A 17,582-nucleotide genomic window follows, 5' to 3' on the forward strand; every position below is an offset into this window, starting at 1 on the left:
CATAAGAAAATAAGGTGTTTATGTTCAGGCTTATGGAAAGAGAGGCGCTCAACACACTGACCGGTGGGGTAAGTCAAAGCGGGGTTCGCGATCACAACGAACGTCTGATTTTGACAGTTTTACAACGCCATGGGCCCGCCGCAGGCGCCGACGTTGCGCGATTAACAGGCCTGTCTCCTCAGACCGTATCAATCATTTTGCGCAAGCTTGAAAAAGACACAATTCTCAAGCGTGGAACCCCACTGCGCGGGAAGGTTGGAAAGCCCTCAATCCCTATGGAATTAAATCCGGAAGGCATCTTGTCGGTTGGGATGAAGATCGGGCGGCGTAGCGCCGATCTGCTCTTGATCGACTTTACTGGCACGCCGCGCCGCCAACTTTCCACGACTTATGACTATCCGTTACCAGAGGTCATTTTCGGTTTTTTGGAGTCTGGTTTGGAAACGCTTCTGTCCCACGAGCCCCAGAGGCTTCGTGATCGTGTTTGTGGGATCGGTATCGGGACCCCATTTGAACTTTGGAAATGGCACGATCTGTCTGGGCTTGCTGCAAAAAAATTTCGGTCTTGGAGAAACGTGAACTTCTTTTCCGAGGTCGCCAAGTTCAGCGATTTGCCGGTTTTTGTGGTCAACGACGCAACAGCCGCATGTCACGCAGAGCATCTCTATGGGCGTGGGGCAGAATACCGTGACTACTTCTACTTTTTTATTGGCTCAATGATCGGCGGCGGTGTTGCATTGAACGGCACCGTGTTCGAAGGCAACCAAGGCAATGCCGGTGCATTGGGCGCCATGCGCACGACCGGTCCTTTGGGTGAGAGCCAGCAACTGATCGACACGGCGTCGCTGTTTTTGCTTGAGGACCGATTGATAGAAGCGGGTGTCGACCCGGGGATTCTATGGAAGAAGCCGCAGAATTGGAGCAGCATTTCTCGCTATGTAGAACCATGGATTGGCACCACGGCGCAAGAATTAGCTAAGGCCGCTCTTTCAATCTGTGCTGTCATCGACTTCGAGGCCATTTTTATCGATGGCGCGTTCCCGCCTGAAATTCGGGAAGAACTGGTGTCAAGGGTTCGCCGTTACTTAATCAACCAAGACAAACGCGGTTTGATTCCTCCGGTCGTGGAGGCCGCAGCGGTTGGGGAAAACGCTCGTGGCATTGGGGCGGCTAGCAGCCCAATTTTCCGCCAGTTTCTATTGAATACCAACGCTGGGCTTTCTGGAATGTAGCCAGAACTCATCGAAGTCAAAGTTTCAAAGTAAGAAGAATCCGCTAGTCATGCTTTAAGAGACCGCTTTTGAACGCTGCTTTGGCACATGCGAGCTCAGCTTGAATTGGACCAAATACCGGCCGCGAACGACCGCTTTGAAAGACTGCGTCGCAAGCTTATCACTTAGCACCTGACATCAGTTATAGTACGAACATGACTAGAGATATCTAGGTTAACGCTTAGACAATCGCTTATGCCCTGACCTCTGCCGAGCAGATATCCAAAATGTCTTCAGAGGCAGATAAGCTAGCGCTCCAATCTGTCACAGCCAACAGATTGGAGCGCTAGCTGATCTGCGCAAGAGAACGCCGAAAAAGCCGTAAACTCATTAACAACAAAGCCGTTCCCAACAACGTCATCCAAACGAATTCCGGCCAGACAGTCTCAATACCAGCGCCTTTGAAAACAATAGCCTGACTTGCTGACATGTAGTGGCGTGACGGCAGAACCAAAGTACCTGCCTGCAACCATGCCGGCTGCCCTTCAATTGGGGTCTCTCCACCTGACAGCATTAGCATTGGCAGCACAATCAACATGACCAGAAGCGCGAACTGCGCCATAGAGCGCGCAATGGTTGCCAGAAACACCCCAAGCGCCGTCGCAGTAAAAAGAAACAACGCCGTGCCAACCAAAAACAACATCTTGGGTCCAGCGATACTAATGCCCAGAGAACCCTGCATCACAAAGGTTAGTGAAAGACCAGTCGCGACCAAAACCACTGCTGCATTCGCCCAAATCTTGGCAATGGCAATGTCAAATGGAGCAAGAGGCATGGCAAGGAGATGTTCAATGGTCCCGTGCTCTCGCTCTCTAATCATTGCCGCGCCGGTCAAAATAGTTGTGAGCCACATGATCTGGCCAATCAGAGCAACGATACCAGCAAAACGTACAGTATCTCTATTTGGGTTGAAGGCGCTTCTTAGAATGACACTGATTGAGGGAGCATCTACTAGATCGATACCAATTGCATAACGATGTATTTCAGCGCTCAAGATACTGGTGATGTAGTTTGCTCCAATTCCGGCCTGTTCCATAGCGGTTGCGTCAATAAGAACTTGAATCTCCGGACTGCGCCCTGCGCGCAGGTCCTTTTCGAATCCGGGGGGCACAGCCACAACGAAAATAAAGCGCCCAGCGTCCATGTAGGCAGGTCCTTTTCCGGGTTCGATTTGGACGACCGGTTGGAACTCTGGTGGAAAAAACGCTGTGGCAAGTGCTCGAGAAAGTGGCGAGTCGTCTTCATCCGCAAACGCTATCGAGGCGTTGTTTACAGAACTTGCCACTCCCGTTGCTTCCATGATCGGGGCCAGCGTGAAAGACCAAACCAACAATGCCATCATCACCCAATCACGGCGCAGGCTCATCACTTCCTTCAAGCCTAGCCAGAATATGCAGTAGAAGCGCTGCATTCACTTCTCCTGCGCCCGAAGACATACGGCTGCGATCAGTGTCAGAACTGGTCCGAAGCAGGCGAGGGCCAGAATGTCCGGCGCAAGGGCCTCCCAACCCAAACCTTTAGTGAAGGCACCAACGTTTAGGTGTAGGAAATATGAGGAAGGCCAAAGTGAGCCCACCACTTGTGCGCCTCCTTCAAGCGTTGAAACAGGTTGCAACAGACCTGAGAACTGGATTGTTGGGACAACTGAGGCGATGGCAGTTGCAAATGTCGCGGCCACCTGACTGGATGTCATTGTAGCGATCAACAGCCCGTAGGATGTCGTTGCCCAAACGTAAAGAAGGGCACCAACAGCCAAAGGGAAAGGATTTCCTTTTAGCGGCACCCCGAAAAGAAAAACGGTCATTCCGGCCAAAAGCAGAAAATTTGCGTAGGCGATCAAAATGTACGGAATTTGTTTGCCGACTAGGAATTCAAGCCGCGTGGTTGGTGTCACGTAGAAATTGACAACTGACCCCAGCTCTCGTTCCCTTGCTACGCTTACGGCAGTCAAAACAGCTGGCAACATAATCAGTAGGATAGCAGGCATTGCTGGAGCCATCGCGGCGATGCTCTCAAAGCTCTGATTGTAGCGAAACCGAGGTTCAATCCTGGCGATATCTATCTGGCTTTTGCCATTGTTAAGGGCATATTCCGCGAAAAATGATTGGTGCAATCCGGAAACATAGCCTTCAACCGTCTCACCCTTAAATGGGATAGCACCGTCTACAGTTGCAAGTATCTGGGTTGGTTCACCCGTTCTCATCTTTCGGTCAAAGTCAGGTGGTAACTCAACAACCAGAGAGACCTCACCTGACACTAAACGGTCGCGCCCTTCGCTGGCGCTTTGCAGCGGCGATGTGGCTTTAAAGTAGGACGATCCGGCGAATTCAGCCGCATAAGCACGACTCTCCGGCCCCTGAGAAAGGTCAAGTACCGCGAATTCAAGCTCATCGATATCCAGCGTAATTCCAAAGCAAAAAACCAACATTAGAATAGCAGAACCCAGAAACGCGAAAGCCAGACGCACCGGGTCACGAGCTACTTCAACGGTCTCGCGCCGCGCATAAGCCAATACACGAGAAAACGCTCCTCCCCCGGCGTGGGATCTGGCCCTGAAACCGACCTCTGGCGCGACAACAGAGACTGGTTTTTCTGCTGCTTCCAATATCGAAATGAAGGCGTCTTCAAGGTTTTCCGCCCCTTCAACGGCGATCAGTTCAGCCGGAGTACCTTCCGCTAGAACTCTACCAGCATGCATAAACGAAACGCGATCACAGCGTTCCGCCTCACCCATGAAATGAGTGGACACAAAGATCGTTACCGACTCATTTCGCGACAGCTCAATCAACAAGTCCCAGAAGGAATCGCGCGCCTCTGGATCCACACCGGATGTTGGTTCGTCGAGTATTAGCACCCGCGGACGGTGGATCACTGCTACGGCTAGCGACAGTCGCTGTTTGATCCCTAGAGGCAGTGCCGTCGCCAACGTATGCCGGTGCTCTTCGAGCCCAAAGCGCTCAGTGAGTTCCGAAACACGTTGTTCTCGGTCGGCAATTGCAAATATCCGCGCATGCAATTGTAGGTTCTGGTGGACCGACAACTCGCCATACAAGGAAAAGGCCTGACTCATGTAGCCTATTTCACGCCTCATTTTTCGGTCATATGCATCGACAGGGTTGCCAAACAGCAGTGCTTCACCTGAGCTGGATGGTAACAAGCCAGTCAACATCTTCATTGTCGTGGACTTGCCGCAACCGTTTGATCCTAGAAACCCGAATATCTCTCCGCGATTGATTGTGAAGTCGACGTTGTCTACGGCCGTGAAATCACCAAAGCGTCGTGTCAGTCCACGCGCAACTATCACTGGGCTTGCTTCGATCTTCCCATTCGTTTTGTTTTTCCCCGCCGGTTCGACAGGCAACTCCCGTGCTCTCAGACGCCGATATGCAATTTCGAGGTCGTCATCACTCCCTTTCAATTCGGCGGGCTTCCCATGAAAGATGACTTGACCCGCGTCCATCGCGACAATCCGGTCAAAACCGTCGGCTTCTTCCATGTACGCCGTTGAAACCAATACCGACAGTTCGGGGCTTTTTGCTCGGATTGCATCAATCAAAGCCCAGAACTGCCGACGCGACAACGGGTCGACCCCGGTCGTTGGCTCATCCAAAACCAAAAGTTTGGGGTCATGGATTAACGCACAGCAAAGACCTAGTTTTTGCTTCATCCCACCCGAGAGCTTGCCCATCAGACGGCCTTCAAACTGCGCAAGCCCTGTCGCAGCCAATAGCGCTGCGATACGGTCATCCCGCTCTGAATGCCCTTGAGCAAAGAGACCTGAGAAGAACTCAAGGTTCTCGCGTACAGACAGCTCCGGATACAGGTTTCGACCCAGCCCTTGCGGCATGAACGCGATGGCTGGGCAAATGCTGTGTCGATGACCAGAATCGCCAATCGGGCCGCCTAAAACGTCGATATTGCCGGATTGCAGTTTCTTTGCGCCGGTGATCAAACCAAGCAGTGTAGACTTTCCCACCCCATCCGGCCCGATAAAGCCAACAAGCTGGCCGCCTGGCAGTTCTAACGAAACAGAATCCAATGCGACATGCTTGCGATAACGGTGCGTAACACCTGAAATGTGAATATCGCAAGCGTCATCCTCTACTCTCATTCGAACAGCTCTTCTGGGATGCGTTGTTCAAGCGCCTCAGGCCAAGCAGCGGCTGGGTTCAGCCGGATCACCGCGATACCGCGCAGACCGGTTTTGACGTGCTCAATCCGACTTTCAACCAAGTCTATTGGGATACGGACGCGAACGCGAAAAACCAGTTGCTCTCGCTCATCCAGGGTCTCGACCTGTTTGGGGGTGAATTGTGCCTCGGGAGAAACAAAGCTCACGTATGCAGGTATCGCATATTCCGGCAATGCGTCGAGCACGATGCGAGCCTCAGCTCCAATGGGCAAAAGTCCGGCTTCACGCGCCGGAAGAAAAACTTCCATGTAAACATTCTCAAGGCCAAGAATAGTCAGGATTGGTTCGCCTGCGCCAACGACCTCTCCGGGTTCTGCAAGCCGGTAAAGCACGCGGCCGGGCAAAGGTGCCACTAAAGCGCTGTCTCCAATCTGTGCTTCGATCCTGCGTACTTCCGCCTCAGCGGCAGCAATACGGCTTTCTGCGGTTGCAACTCGGGCTTTGGCGGCGCCCAATACTGCTGTAGCAACCTTATGAGTGGTATCGCGATCTTCAAAAATTGTTTTAGAGATATTTTGACCTGCCAGCAACGCCGTGGCACGATCAAGCTCTTGCTCGGCCCTGCGCTGTTCGCTTTCGCGTTGCACAACGAGCGCTTCTGCTTCGGCCCTTGTCTGATTTGCCAAGGCTACTTCGGCTTTAGCCCGGTCCAGGGCCGCAGATAGCTCGTCTATGTCCATTTCAGCCAGGATTTGACCGGCTGCAACCATACTGCCCTCTGTTGCCGTTACCGTCGCAACCCGACCTGCATTAGTTGGTGCTATTTCGACTTGTTCCGCTTCAACCCGCCCGTTCCCTTTCACAAATCCGACCGGTAATTCATTGCCATCCTCGGCAACAACGACATACAGCAACGCACCAGCAATTACTAAACCAGCCAAAATAAGAAAAACCGATAGGTTTTTGGTCATAGCGTTTCACCTGAAACAGGGTTTCTGGCGCAGAGTTTAGTGTCTCAAAAGACTCAAAGCCTTGTTTTGGATCAAAACCGATCCGGGCACCTCAGTTCCAAGCAATTGTTTGTATGAACACTGGTTTGGGTGTTGCAGGCTCTTTCGCGGTGGGTTGGAAGAAGTAGACGTGAAGCGCTTTTGTTATCAGTTTGCTATTGAAACGGGTTGTCTTTATGGCCGCCCCGGCTTGGCCTACACTGACAGGACCTCAGAAATCGAGATTTCGAGAAAGGTTCTGCCATGATACGCTTCTATAGAAACTGGACGTGCGAAGGTCATGTTTTTCGAGGCAGCTTTCTGGCTATCGACGCGACGGTTTTGGCATGAGAGATACGATCAGCCCCTCACCAGAACTGGCCGCTATAGTGGCACGATGGATCAACGCCTACGGTCGGGGCGATGGGGAGACGGTGGCAAATCTTTTTTCTGATGACGCTGCCCTGTCATACTTTGGCTCAGCACACGGCGAAGCCTGGAAGGGCGATGCGCTGCGTCGCGGTATGGAGCAATACATCGGTGAGGTTCCACGGTTCAAGTGGCACCCAAAAGACCTGAGAGGATTTGAATGCGGATCACTCGGTTGGGTCGAATGGGAAGCAAGCATTGAGGGTATTGAAACAGGACAGATCGCGCACCTACGTTCTACGGTCATTCTGAAACTCGACAAAGGATCCTGGAAGATTGTGCACGTTCACAATTCCCTACCGGTCAACAACGTAGAGGGATTTGGGTATGAGGCCAGAGGCTTTGAGGAACTGCTTGATGCCGCCCTCTCTACACCCCACGAACTCGGCCAAAGTGGTATAGCGACCATCATGTTCACCGATATCGCGGACAGCACAAAAATCGCTGAGGCTATAGGCGATACGCTTTGGAGCGACGCCCTCGGAAGACATCTGCGACTTGTCGAAACGCAGATCGTCGGGAGTGGTGGACGTACGGTGAAATCACTGGGAGACGGGGTGATGTCGTCTTTTGCTTCCGCAAGGGCAGCATTGCTGGCAGCTCAAAATATTCAACAGGCGAACGCGGCGGAAACAAACGAGCCAAAGTTGCGGGTTCGCATCGGCTTGCATACCGGCGAAGTGATAACTTCTGATGCTGATCACTTCGGGACCGTTGTCAACAAAGCAGCACGTATAGCCGCCCTGGCAGCACCAAGTGACATCCGCGTCTCGGATGCCACACGGATCATGGTGGGCGGATCACAGGAGTTTCAGTTTGCCGAGCAAATGACTGTTCCGCTTAAAGGTCTCGAAGGAGAGCATACAATTTTCAAACTCAACTGGCTTGAGACAACTTGAGACCGTAAGCATGAAAACAGAAATCCCAATGCAACGAATAATGTACTCGAGTGAGGTCCCAATCTAGACACCCAAAGCTTATGTTAACATGCAATTTGATAGCCTAATCGGGAAGCCGGGTTGCAAAGCGGAGCGGCGCCAACATGACTTCTGAAAGCAAAATAACTTATCTTTCTGACGAAGACTTGGAAGGTTTAGGGATCCAACCTTCGGAAGTTGCCGACGCGATTGAATCTGCGCTGATAGCCAAGGCAAGTAAGCAGCTTCATACGTCCCCTAAGACAGCCATTTTGCCCGGGGATGGACGGTACGCAATGTCGACCTTGGCAGTAGGAGATGATGGGTTCATCGTGACCAAACAGGTAACGGTGTGTCCGAACAATCCGGCAAAAGGGCTCCCTGCGATTAACGGCGCTATCATTAATGGACGGGCAAACCGGGGTTCTCCGGGCAGTCTTAGGGGCAAATTGGGTAACGGCTGTTAGAACAGCGGCGCTGTCAGTCGTCGCCGCGCGTCGACTTGCTGATCCAAATGCTGAGACAGTGGCTTTTGTTGGGGCCGGCGTGCAAGCTCACTCCCATTTAGTTGCGTTTTCCGAGGTTTTCCCATTGAAAAGCATTCGTGTGTTCGGACGTGGCAAAGCGAATGTCGACAAGCTTTGTCGCCGGGCTCGGGATATGGGCCTTGAGGCCCAAACAGCCACCAGTGCCAAGGACGCCTTGCGGGATGCCGATCTGGTAGTGACATCAATAACTTTGGACTATTCCATCGAACCTTTTCTGGATGCCCGATGGCTAAAGCCGACTGCCTTCGCCGCCATTACAGATGCCTGCATTCCGTGGCTTCCAAAGGGTATGACCGCTTTCAAAACCGTTATTGTTGACGACCGAAAACAGGAATCTGAAAGCGACAAACCAATGCTGCCATATCAGCGGGTAACAGGGGACTTGACGGAAATTGTCTCGGGAGCAGTCGATACCACTTTAAGCGAGAAACCGGCTGCATTCGCTTTCAGAGGGATTTCTTTGGGAGATTACGCCACAGCGGTACTCGCAGTTCGTCGTGCCGCCAAGGTACGAGCTCGGCAAAAGTAGGAATCTTTCGGCTTTGGGCTCAGCGCTGCCATTTTCTGCGATGAGCATGATTGACCGCTCGCAGCCCTGAACGGTCTTTCAAAACTGGAAATAACACCTCAGCTACCGTGGCTCGCTGCGACCGATTTTATGTTAAAGTAAGCAGGCATCAATTGGAGATTGTTGGCTCGGAGCAACGGAGATGGAACGCAAATTAGCGGCCATTCTGGCCACCGATATAGTCGGTTTCGCGGGATTGGTATCACGCGATGAAAGCGGAACATTAGCTAAGTTGGTTCGACTAGAACGTGAAATCATCGGCATGCAGGTGGAAGCAAACCGGGGTCGTGTTTTTAAGTCTACTGGCGATGGGTTTTTGGCTGAGTTCTCGAGTGTCTTTGAGGCGGTCAATTGCGCAATTAACATTCAAAGAGCCTGCGCACGCGAAGCACGCCGGTCGAACAGTGACGACCCTCTCATCTTACGCGTCGGCGTTTCTCTCGGTGATGTCGTTGTACACGGCGACGATATTCTCGGAGACGGCGTAAATACTGCGGCACGGCTTGAAGCAATAGCGGAACCAGGTGGAATCGCGGTTTCAGGAGAAGTAATGGCGCAAATAGCGGGCAAGATAGATCTTCCGCTGGCGGATTGCGGTCACAAAAGACTCAAGAGAACTGATAGTCCAATACATGTCTACATGACCGTTTCAGAACCCGGAGAAGAGGGAGGTTTTCTGGATTTTGATGAAGATGAATTGGCCAAAACCTTAATAACTGGTGGCTGCATCTGTGGGTTGGTACGGTATGAAATAAACGCGCCTGCCATAAGCACCGGGTATTGCCATTGTAGTTGTTGCAGAAAATTTTCTGGTTCAGCAGTTAATGCATGGGCGGCTTTTCCCGCTTCTGCTGTTCGATTTCTCACCGAGGAACCTCGATACTTCGCAACTACGCCGATAGCAAATCGTGGCTTTTGTGCCAGATGCGGGGCAAGCCTAACTTATAAGCTCGTGAAGCCACGAGAAACGGCCTATCTGGTCCTGCATACTTCGAGCCTCGACCAACCGGAAAACTTTGCTCCTTCAGTCCACTCTGGAATAGAAAGCAAAATGCCTTGGTTTGATATTTTGGATGATTTGCCGCGGACAAGATCTTCAGACTCCAGAGTTTTGCAAGAAGCATGGTCAAGTGTCGGTCTACCAGACCCTGAAACTTGGGGACCTTTGGCTAAGCCGCCTGAGGTTTTTTAGTGATCGAGCGATTTCTGCTTTATCCGCAAAGAGAACATTCCTAGCGTTTGAGAAATTGACAACATCGAGCCCAATGCGGGCGCCCATAAGACGTTAGCGCTGCTGTACAGCGACCGACCGCTCGGAGCCCAGATCGGTCGGTCGTTTTTTCTAGATTTCCAGTGTCCCCGGCTCACGATCTACTGATCGGCTTGATTTCCATTGAGGCCATGTCGCGGCGGTCAACAGTTCTAATATGCGACAGCACCTCCATCTCGAAACTTTCCTTGAAGGTAAAGGGACCCAAATGGCCAGCACCTTTCAGAACCTTTAGTTCAACAAGCTTGCCTTGGGATGCCAGAAGTTCCGCGATGCGCTTTGTGTGCACATGCGTCTGCGATCCGCGAATGATCGTAGAGGGAACTCCCTCAGAAAGAATGTATTCTGGGTCAGGTTCTTTCAGAAGCGCATCGAAATCGCTTGGGGCTTTGTGAACCCAATCAATCATAGCGCACCTGCGTTCGCGACTCAGGGCTTGCCAAGAGCCAAGTCCTCCCCAAAAATCAGTGAAAACCTGTGCGCTAAACTCTTCGCATCCCTCTTCTATGCCAGTTCGTATTGCGTTTGTGAGGCTAACAATCTCGGAATACAATAAACCGTCAGTCACCTCTCCGGCTTTCAGTAGGCTGAACAAAGTTGGTTCATAGAGACAAAGTGATCGAACAAGGTCGGGTCGAGCTCTGGCGATATGCAAAGCCAGTGCTCCTCCATAGGAGTGTCCAATCAAGTGAGCGGGCCTGCCAAGCTTCTCTATCTCGGTGATAATCGAAGCAGCTTCGTTTTCCAATGTGAACGGCCCGTCCGGGATTTTATGACCCCTAGACAGGGTTCCTATTAGGTCGGGTGCTATTGTTTTGGTTTCTTCGCTCATCCGGGCAAACAGATTGCGCCACTGGCTTCCGTCAGCGCCAGAACAATGTAGCCCCACGCAGGGAGCAGGCGATATTTGGGACCAGCACGGCCAAGCGTGTAGTGATGCGTCAAATTGCTTATTCATGTGATGACCTCCATTCTGAGTTTCACAACGGTGTCACTCATCTGGCCTTCAACCTATCGGACACATGTCCCGGCTAGACTCAAACCGACGGGAAATTGATGGGACATTTGCCCCAAATTGACTAAAAAAAAGACATGCGAACCGTTAGATACACTTCTTCAAGCGATGGTACGTCGCTGGCGTGGAGCAAATCCGGAACCGGCCTACCAATGGTAAAGGCGGCTAACTGGCTCACGCATCTCAGTTATGATCTAGACAGTCCAATTTGGTCTCACTGGATCGAATTGCTAGAAAGTCAATTCACCCTTGTTCGATATGATGAGCGAGGCTGCGGATTATCTGACAAACGAGTTGAGAATCTGGGTATTGATTACTGGGTTGATGATCTCGAAGCTGTAATCGACGCCGCTGAAATAGACGAACCAATTTATCTTCTGGGTATTTCTCAGGGCGCTGCGACTTCTATCGCGTATTCGCTGAGGTATCCCGGCAGAGTCGCCGGGATGGTACTCGTTGGAGGCTATGCAAGGGGCAGCAACCACCGCGGATCGGTTGCCGCCAAAAACTACAAGACTGTTATCGATGTATTTCGCCTGGGTTGGGAGAATGACAACCCAGCGTTTCAAGATGTATTTACATCAAGATTTCTTCCTGGTGCGCCGTCCGAACAACGCTCTTGGTTTACAGAACTTTGCCAAAAGACCGTTTTGCCTGAGACAGGGGCCGACCTGCTTATGGCGCGCGCTGACGTTAATGTTGAAAGTCTATTGCCAAAGGTTTCAGTTCCAACACTGGTGATCCATTCAAGGAACGATCAGGTTATTCCGTTTGAAGAAGGACAACGTCTCGCTCAGAATATTCCCGGAGCGACAATGTCTGCTTTAGAGGGAAAAAATCACATTATCCAACGCGATGAACCTGCCTGGCGCGCTTTTTCCAAGAGCTTGCTTGAATTTACATTTTCCGGTCAAACGACGGACTTTAACGATTTGACAAAGCGCGAGCAGGACGTGCTGAGACTCATCTGCCAAGCAATGAGTGGTAAAGAAATTGCTAGAAGTCTTCAAATGAGTGAAAAAACCGTTCGAAACCACACAAGTAAAATCTACGCCAAACTTGAACTGCAAAACAGACAGCATGCAATTCGCACGTATGGGCATCTGTTCTGATTAGAGCATGAAACTGCAAACCTATTAATCTGATCTAACGTGGCAATGTTAGCTTTGTCCGCAGAGCAATCGTTCACGCCGAGCGCCGCGAAGGTTCGATTGCCGTTCGCCGCTATTCACTTCAACGACTGTTCGCAGACCAAATTGGGCATTCTTCCAGCGGCAAAAAATATGTTTCCACATGTTGCATGCTTGCTATGACTTGCCGCTGGTCTACAACTGGTGTCGTCAATCAGGAATGCCTGCGGCTGCCAGCATTTTATAGTAGGCGTCATAGATTTCTGGTTTTGCGATAGAGATACGAGCGCGCATATGCCGGAACATTGAAACGCTAAAATCGGGTTCCCGTGACATGTGAATACGTGCGAGTTCTCTAGCTCGGCTCCCATTGCCGAGAGCCATTTCCGCCACAAGTTCGTTCAGGCGAAAGACAGTCACAGTATTATGAAATGCACGCATTTTTTGGGCAGTTTCTCTTAGATCGCGCCAGTTCCCTTCCGCGATTTGCGACAGGCTGATACCCATGTGGACCCGGTAGTTTAGTGGGTCATTCGGGTTAAGTCGGAGCGCCTCCCTGGCATGTGCCTGTGCCGTTTGTGCTTGGCCCATCAGGCCATGCAGTACGCAACTGGATCCCCAGGCTGAAACGCAATTTGGGCTTCTCTCGACGACTTGATCCACAAGTGACAAACCGTACTCTGTATCCTCCGACAGAAACGCGAGTACGTAACCGGCATATGCTTGCGCCTCTAGGTCAAGATGTAATGTCGCCAGAGCCTCATGTGCCAGCTGAATTGCGTAATCAAATCGGGCCTCGTTTGGACGCGTATCCGGGTTCCATAGCAAAGTGCGGATCCAGCCTCGAAGAGCGCTTGCCAATGGGTACTCACTTGAGAGTGAAAGAGCTTTTGACAAATGGTCGTCTGCTTCAGTGAAATTGAACCTGTAGATCAAGGACTGCGCACGTAGGAAGTGATCATAGGCTCCAAGGGTGTCAGGGCGCTTGTGAGCGGCACGGTCTATTTCAGCTTGTCGGATACCTGGCGCAATCGAAGCAACGACAGCCTCGGTAATCTGGTCCTGAAGCTCAAAAACATCATCGAGCTTGCCATCGTATCGATCCGCCCAAACATGAGACCCGGTTTCCGCATCAATCAGCTGACCCGTGACACGCAACCGGTCACCAGCGCCGCGAACGGACCCTTCCAATATATAGCGGACACCAAGCTCTCGGCCGATACGACGCACATCAACCGAAAGCCCTTTGTAAGAAAAAGAGGAGTTTCGGGCGACCACGAATATCCAGGGCACTCTGGACAAGCTGGTGATTATATCTTCGGCTATACCTTCTGCAAAGTAATCCTGTTCAGCGTCAGGCGACAGATTGTCAAACGCCAATACGGCCACCGAAGGCTTGTCTGGGCGAGATTGAATTATCGGGGATTCAGTAGCAAATGCTGTTTGTACCGAGTAAGCAGTTACAGGGCGTGTGATATTCTTCAGATATTGCGGCCCCAATTCGGTGAACGATACATCCACCTTACCCACAAGGTCTTCGTAAACCCGACCTGAAACGATGATCCCTCCGGGAGGAGCAAGACCTTCCAGCCGGGCCGCGATGTTGACGCCGTCACCAAGAACATCACCGTCGTCATCAAAAACATCGCCCGCGTGAATTCCCATACGGAATTGCATTTCCGGACTTTGCCCGCGCGCCCCGTTCCGCTCAGCCATCTGACGTTGCATCGTTTCCGCACATGCCAGCGCATCTACAACCGAGGAAAACTCTGCAAGAAAACCGTCACCGGTTCTTTTGAATAGGCGTCCGCCATTCAGGCCGACATGCGGCTCCAGCGCCCTAAAGTGGCCCCTATATGTGTGCAATGCGGCTTCCTCGTTAGCACTGACAAGCGCGCTATAGCCAACAACATCAGCCACGAGTATGGCAGCCAAGTACCGCTCCAAACAAAATCCTCCCGCGTATCCATTGTGAAGGAGTGTCAAAGGGATATTAGGGGTTTCGCGCATAAATCGCGATCAATATTCAATGAACATCAGTGACCGAATAACGACACGCAAGCTTTTTGCTTTTGGGTAAATTAGGCAGAAGCGGACCTCGAAAAACCGAACTTTGTAATTTCGACTTTACACCGCAGCACAGGCACTGGAGCAAGGTGCCGCGTATGACTGCCTTGAGGGCAAAACGAGCTTCTAGCCGCGAATGCAAGGTTTTCGCTTGGCACTTTGAAAGGCCTTCCTACTCGGGTGCCATCAAAATTCTAGGTTCAGCGCCGCATGCTTGCTATCGTTTCATTAAGGGTCCATTGGCGGAAATCAGAATGACGATACGGGCGTCTTCAAGGAAGGCATTCGAGTACAGAACACGTCTCACCGACAATCGGATTTGGGACATGTTCGCGCTGCGCCAAGGAGATGTGATTGTTGCAACACCGCCAAAGTGCGGAACAACATGGACACAGGCCCTTGTGCTGTCGCTCTTGTTTGAAAAGCCTGGTATGGACAAGGTCATGGATGATCTGTCGGTTTGGCTCGACCCTGCGTTTCGAGATCAACTCCCTATAGTTCGAATGTTCGAAGCTCAAAACCACAGAAGATGCATCAAGACCCATACGCCTTTTGACGGCATTCCTTTCGATCCAGATTGCACCTACATCGCGGTGTACAGACACCCAATCGACGCACATTTTTCGATGCGCCGACATGTGGCAAACCTGAAGGAAGACCTGATCCAAGACAGGTTCCCGGATAAGCCGACAGCTTCATTCGCACTTTTTGTTGGTGAGACCGTTCGAGAGGAGATGGCCGATGGGATCACCCTTGAGGCCATCGTTCATCACTTCAAGTCCTTCAAGTCAAACATCCAACATCCCAACATACACATTTTCCACTACGCCGATATGCGGCGCGATTTACTCTCTCATACCAGAAAGCTAGCTTCCGTACTCGGCCTCAAAATTGACGATGAAATGTTGGCCGCAATTGCGGAAAGTATGCAATTCGAGAACATGCAAGCTAATGCGCGCGCGAGTGCCAAAGAAAAAACACAACGGTCCACAACCTTCAAAGACCCGTCAGCCTTCTTCGATAGCGCAAGCAGTCGCAAGTGGGAGGGCAAGCTTTCAGACGAAGACCTTCGTGCCTTTCACAAACGTCTTGCAGAGTTGCTTCCGGAAGACGATGCGCGATGGCTTCAGTCTGGCGGAGAGCTTACTGCTTAGGACGTTGCTCGCTGAATAAATTAAGATAGCCGCTCTGGGGTCGTCTCGGCCATCTGGGATTTTTTCCGGATGACCCGTAACCTCGATGAGCGGTCATTCATGGCCAGCGACCGCGGCCAGGGTTTGCGCTTACCAACAACGGCCGTTCGCCGCGGTTTCGCCAGATGACTCAAATGTGGACGAAGCGGACCTTGCAAAGTTTGGTGGTCGAGACCGACTTTGGGCATGGTTTATGGTAAGATCCATGCAAGTGCTGCGAGGGAGAGTACCATGATCGACGCTGAACAGCGATTGTTAGACCACAACATCATTTTACCTGCGCCGCTAAAATTGCCTGTTGGTATGGTGTTGCCATTTCCGTGGATTAACGTTCGGGGCGACCGGGCGTTCGTATCTGGTCATGGACCACAAGAAATAGACGGTACTCCGGCCGCGCCATTTGGAGCAGTCGGAGAAAATGTGTCTGTGGAAGAGGGCTACGCCTCAGCACGCAAAGTCGGGCTTTCTATTCTCGGCAGTCTAAAGCGCGAACTTGGCAGTCTAAACCGAATAACGGGGTGGTGCCGAGTTCATGGGATGATAAATTGCAAATCTGGCTTCAGCGATACGCCTGCGGTTCTCAACGGTTTCACGGATTTGATCATTGACGTCTTTGGAGAAGAGATTGGCCGCCATTCACGTACGGCGGTCGGGGTGGCAGGCCTACCAATCAACTTCCCAATTGAAATCGAAGCAGAGGTTATTGTCTCAACGGCCTAGAATACACGTAAATCCGGAACGACCTACTGGTCAAAAAGGAGCAGGAATGTCGCTGCGCCGGGCAGAAGTACTGTATGGAAGAAGGCATTTGGGTGAGCCAGAAAGGAGACTTCATGATTAAGTTTATGCCTAAGTTTCTGATTGTAACGGCGCTTTGTACGATCCAATATTCTCAATTAGCACTCGCGCAAAGTCACACTCACGACGCTGAAATCACGCCATACGCCGGTCTGCAATCCAGGACCATCAAAAGCTTATCTGAGACCGATCTAGAAGAGCTGCGGCGCGGCGGAGGTTGGGGTTTTGCTTTACCAGCGGAGCTGAATGGCAAACCAGGCCCAGCACACTTGCTCGAATTGCAAGATGAACTTGGACTTTCGAAGGATCAGGTGGAAAGAATTGGCACGATCCAATCTGAAATGCGCAAACAGGCAATCGTCGCAGGCGAGCGGTTTATTGAGGCCGAAGCGGCGTTAAGTGAAGCGTTTGCCGGTGACCAGCTTGACTTAGCCGAGTTAAACAAACTTGTTAAAGCGGCAGAAACGGCCAGGGCCGAATTACGACTGGTTCATCTGTCCCGGCACCTGCAAACAACACCGCTGTTGAGCGCAGATCAAATCCAGCAATACAGCATTCTAAGAGGGTATGCGAACGACCCGTGCTCCAATGTGCCCGAAGGCCACGACCCAACCATGTGGAAAAAACACAACGGTTGCAGCTGAATCCTTTTGAAATCAGCGGAAACTAATGTTGGACATGGAGCTGGGAAATCTGATTGCCCTTCATCCAATCTCTCAGCTATGTCGAGCAAACACACTCGTTGTTCCATCCAGACCAACGAGCAAGGTTTCATAAGGTTCTCGTTCGTCTGAAGAGTCCATGCCGGGTGAACCCATCGGCATGCCTGGAACTGTTAGGCCGAGGCCTTCAGGATGTTCGGACAAAAGTCGATTTATGTCTTCTGCCGGGACATGACCTTCGACAAAATAGCCCCCAACAAATGCAGTGTGGCAACTGGAAAGCTCATCTGAGATTTTCATTTGTTCTTTAAGCGACCACAGCTGCTCCTGCCCTACGTCTAGCGTATCGGCACGAAATCCTGCGGAAATCAGGTGATCTACCCACGCGGCACAACAGCCGCAGGTTGGAGTCTTGTAGACTTTGATGAGTGGGGCTTCTTGTCCGACGGAAGGAGTAGCCAACACTGCTGCTGTACCCGCAAGTAAAAATTCGCGTCGTTTCATTGGTCTCTTCTCCGCTTCCTCATGGGACTACACATCTGTAGGTGCGCTCATAACGCTGCATTCCCAACATTGATTTCATTGAAGAAAAT

The 17,582-nt window shown here is 51.5% G+C and carries 14 protein-coding genes; 8 read left to right on the forward strand and 6 right to left on the reverse strand.

Going from position 1 to position 17,582, the window contains the following annotated elements; genetic code table 11:
• The first annotated feature begins 32 nt into the window (after positions 1-32).
• Positions 33-1,232 carry an ROK family transcriptional regulator gene (locus tag ACR0CA_RS16405; protein ID WP_171212945.1) on the forward strand — a complete coding sequence of 400 codons (1,200 nt, stop codon included), beginning with the start codon at positions 33-35 and terminating at the stop codon, positions 1,230-1,232.
• A gap of 325 nt (positions 1,233-1,557) precedes the next feature.
• Here ACR0CA_RS16405 and ACR0CA_RS16410 read toward each other — a convergent pair whose 3' ends face one another.
• Genes ACR0CA_RS16410 through ACR0CA_RS16420 form a run of 3 tightly spaced genes read right to left on the reverse strand, consistent with a single transcriptional unit; the run spans position 1,558 to position 6,374 of the window.
• Positions 1,558-2,682 (reverse strand): ABC transporter permease, encoded by a 1,125-nt coding sequence (locus ACR0CA_RS16410; RefSeq protein ID WP_480900291.1) that lies wholly within the window; start codon positions 2,680-2,682, stop codon positions 1,558-1,560.
• The gene (gene rbbA / locus ACR0CA_RS16415; RefSeq protein WP_480900293.1) at positions 2,683-5,382 is read right to left on the reverse strand and encodes a ribosome-associated ATPase/putative transporter RbbA; all 2,700 of its coding nucleotides are present in this window, start codon (positions 5,380-5,382) and stop codon (positions 2,683-2,685) included.
• Positions 5,379-6,374: an HlyD family secretion protein gene (locus ACR0CA_RS16420; RefSeq protein ID WP_480900295.1), complete on the reverse strand. Its 996-nt coding sequence runs from the start codon at positions 6,372-6,374 to the stop codon at positions 5,379-5,381. The genes rbbA and ACR0CA_RS16420 overlap by 4 nt, the downstream gene beginning before the upstream one ends.
• 365 nt (positions 6,375-6,739) lie before the next feature.
• Between ACR0CA_RS16420 and ACR0CA_RS16425 the strand changes: the two genes are divergently transcribed.
• The 3 genes from ACR0CA_RS16425 to ACR0CA_RS16435 all read left to right on the forward strand — a co-directional run bounded on the left by ACR0CA_RS16425 (position 6,740) and on the right by ACR0CA_RS16435 (position 10,046).
• Complete coding sequence (locus ACR0CA_RS16425) at positions 6,740-7,720, forward strand: nuclear transport factor 2 family protein (RefSeq protein ID WP_480900297.1); 981 nt, start codon at positions 6,740-6,742, stop codon at positions 7,718-7,720.
• A gap of 423 nt (positions 7,721-8,143) precedes the next feature.
• The gene (locus ACR0CA_RS16430; protein ID WP_480900298.1) at positions 8,144-8,815 is read left to right on the forward strand and encodes a hypothetical protein; all 672 of its coding nucleotides are present in this window, start codon (positions 8,144-8,146) and stop codon (positions 8,813-8,815) included.
• 181 nt (positions 8,816-8,996) lie between these two features.
• The gene (locus ACR0CA_RS16435) at positions 8,997-10,046 is read left to right on the forward strand and encodes a GFA family protein (RefSeq protein ID WP_480900301.1); all 1,050 of its coding nucleotides are present in this window, start codon (positions 8,997-8,999) and stop codon (positions 10,044-10,046) included.
• A gap of 172 nt (positions 10,047-10,218) precedes the next feature.
• Here ACR0CA_RS16435 and ACR0CA_RS16440 read toward each other — a convergent pair whose 3' ends face one another.
• Positions 10,219-11,082, reverse strand: coding sequence for an alpha/beta fold hydrolase (locus tag ACR0CA_RS16440; protein WP_170568092.1), 864 nt, complete (start codon positions 11,080-11,082; stop codon positions 10,219-10,221).
• A gap of 134 nt (positions 11,083-11,216) precedes the next feature.
• Between ACR0CA_RS16440 and ACR0CA_RS16445 the strand changes: the two genes are divergently transcribed.
• A complete protein-coding gene (locus tag ACR0CA_RS16445; RefSeq protein ID WP_170568093.1) occupies positions 11,217-12,251 on the forward strand; it encodes an alpha/beta fold hydrolase in 1,035 nt (344 codons plus the stop codon).
• A 228-nt stretch (positions 12,252-12,479) separates the two neighbouring features.
• Here the strand turns inward: ACR0CA_RS16445 and ACR0CA_RS16450 are convergent, their stop codons facing one another.
• Positions 12,480-14,204: an adenylate/guanylate cyclase domain-containing protein gene (locus tag ACR0CA_RS16450; RefSeq protein ID WP_480900303.1), complete on the reverse strand. Its 1,725-nt coding sequence runs from the start codon at positions 14,202-14,204 to the stop codon at positions 12,480-12,482.
• A gap of 458 nt (positions 14,205-14,662) precedes the next feature.
• Here ACR0CA_RS16450 and ACR0CA_RS16455 point away from each other — a divergent pair, with 458 nt between their 5' ends.
• The 3 genes from ACR0CA_RS16455 to ACR0CA_RS16465 all read left to right on the forward strand — a co-directional run bounded on the left by ACR0CA_RS16455 (position 14,663) and on the right by ACR0CA_RS16465 (position 16,971).
• Complete coding sequence (locus ACR0CA_RS16455; protein ID WP_214646784.1) at positions 14,663-15,490, forward strand: sulfotransferase domain-containing protein; 828 nt, start codon at positions 14,663-14,665, stop codon at positions 15,488-15,490.
• Between the two features lie 270 nt (positions 15,491-15,760).
• A complete protein-coding gene (locus ACR0CA_RS16460) occupies positions 15,761-16,249 on the forward strand; it encodes a RidA family protein (RefSeq protein WP_480456286.1) in 489 nt (162 codons plus the stop codon).
• 113 nt (positions 16,250-16,362) lie between these two features.
• Positions 16,363-16,971 carry a Spy/CpxP family protein refolding chaperone gene (locus ACR0CA_RS16465; RefSeq protein ID WP_480900305.1) on the forward strand — a complete coding sequence of 203 codons (609 nt, stop codon included), beginning with the start codon at positions 16,363-16,365 and terminating at the stop codon, positions 16,969-16,971.
• A 72-nt stretch (positions 16,972-17,043) separates the two neighbouring features.
• On the opposite strand, the gene ACR0CA_RS16470 is transcribed toward ACR0CA_RS16465, so the two are convergent.
• Entirely contained in the window at positions 17,044-17,493 is a 450-nt protein-coding gene (locus ACR0CA_RS16470) for a DUF411 domain-containing protein (RefSeq protein ID WP_480900307.1), read from the reverse strand.
• Between the last annotated feature and the right edge of the window lie 89 nt (positions 17,494-17,582).

It is taken from the genome of Ruegeria sp. F12 (assembly GCF_056533885.1).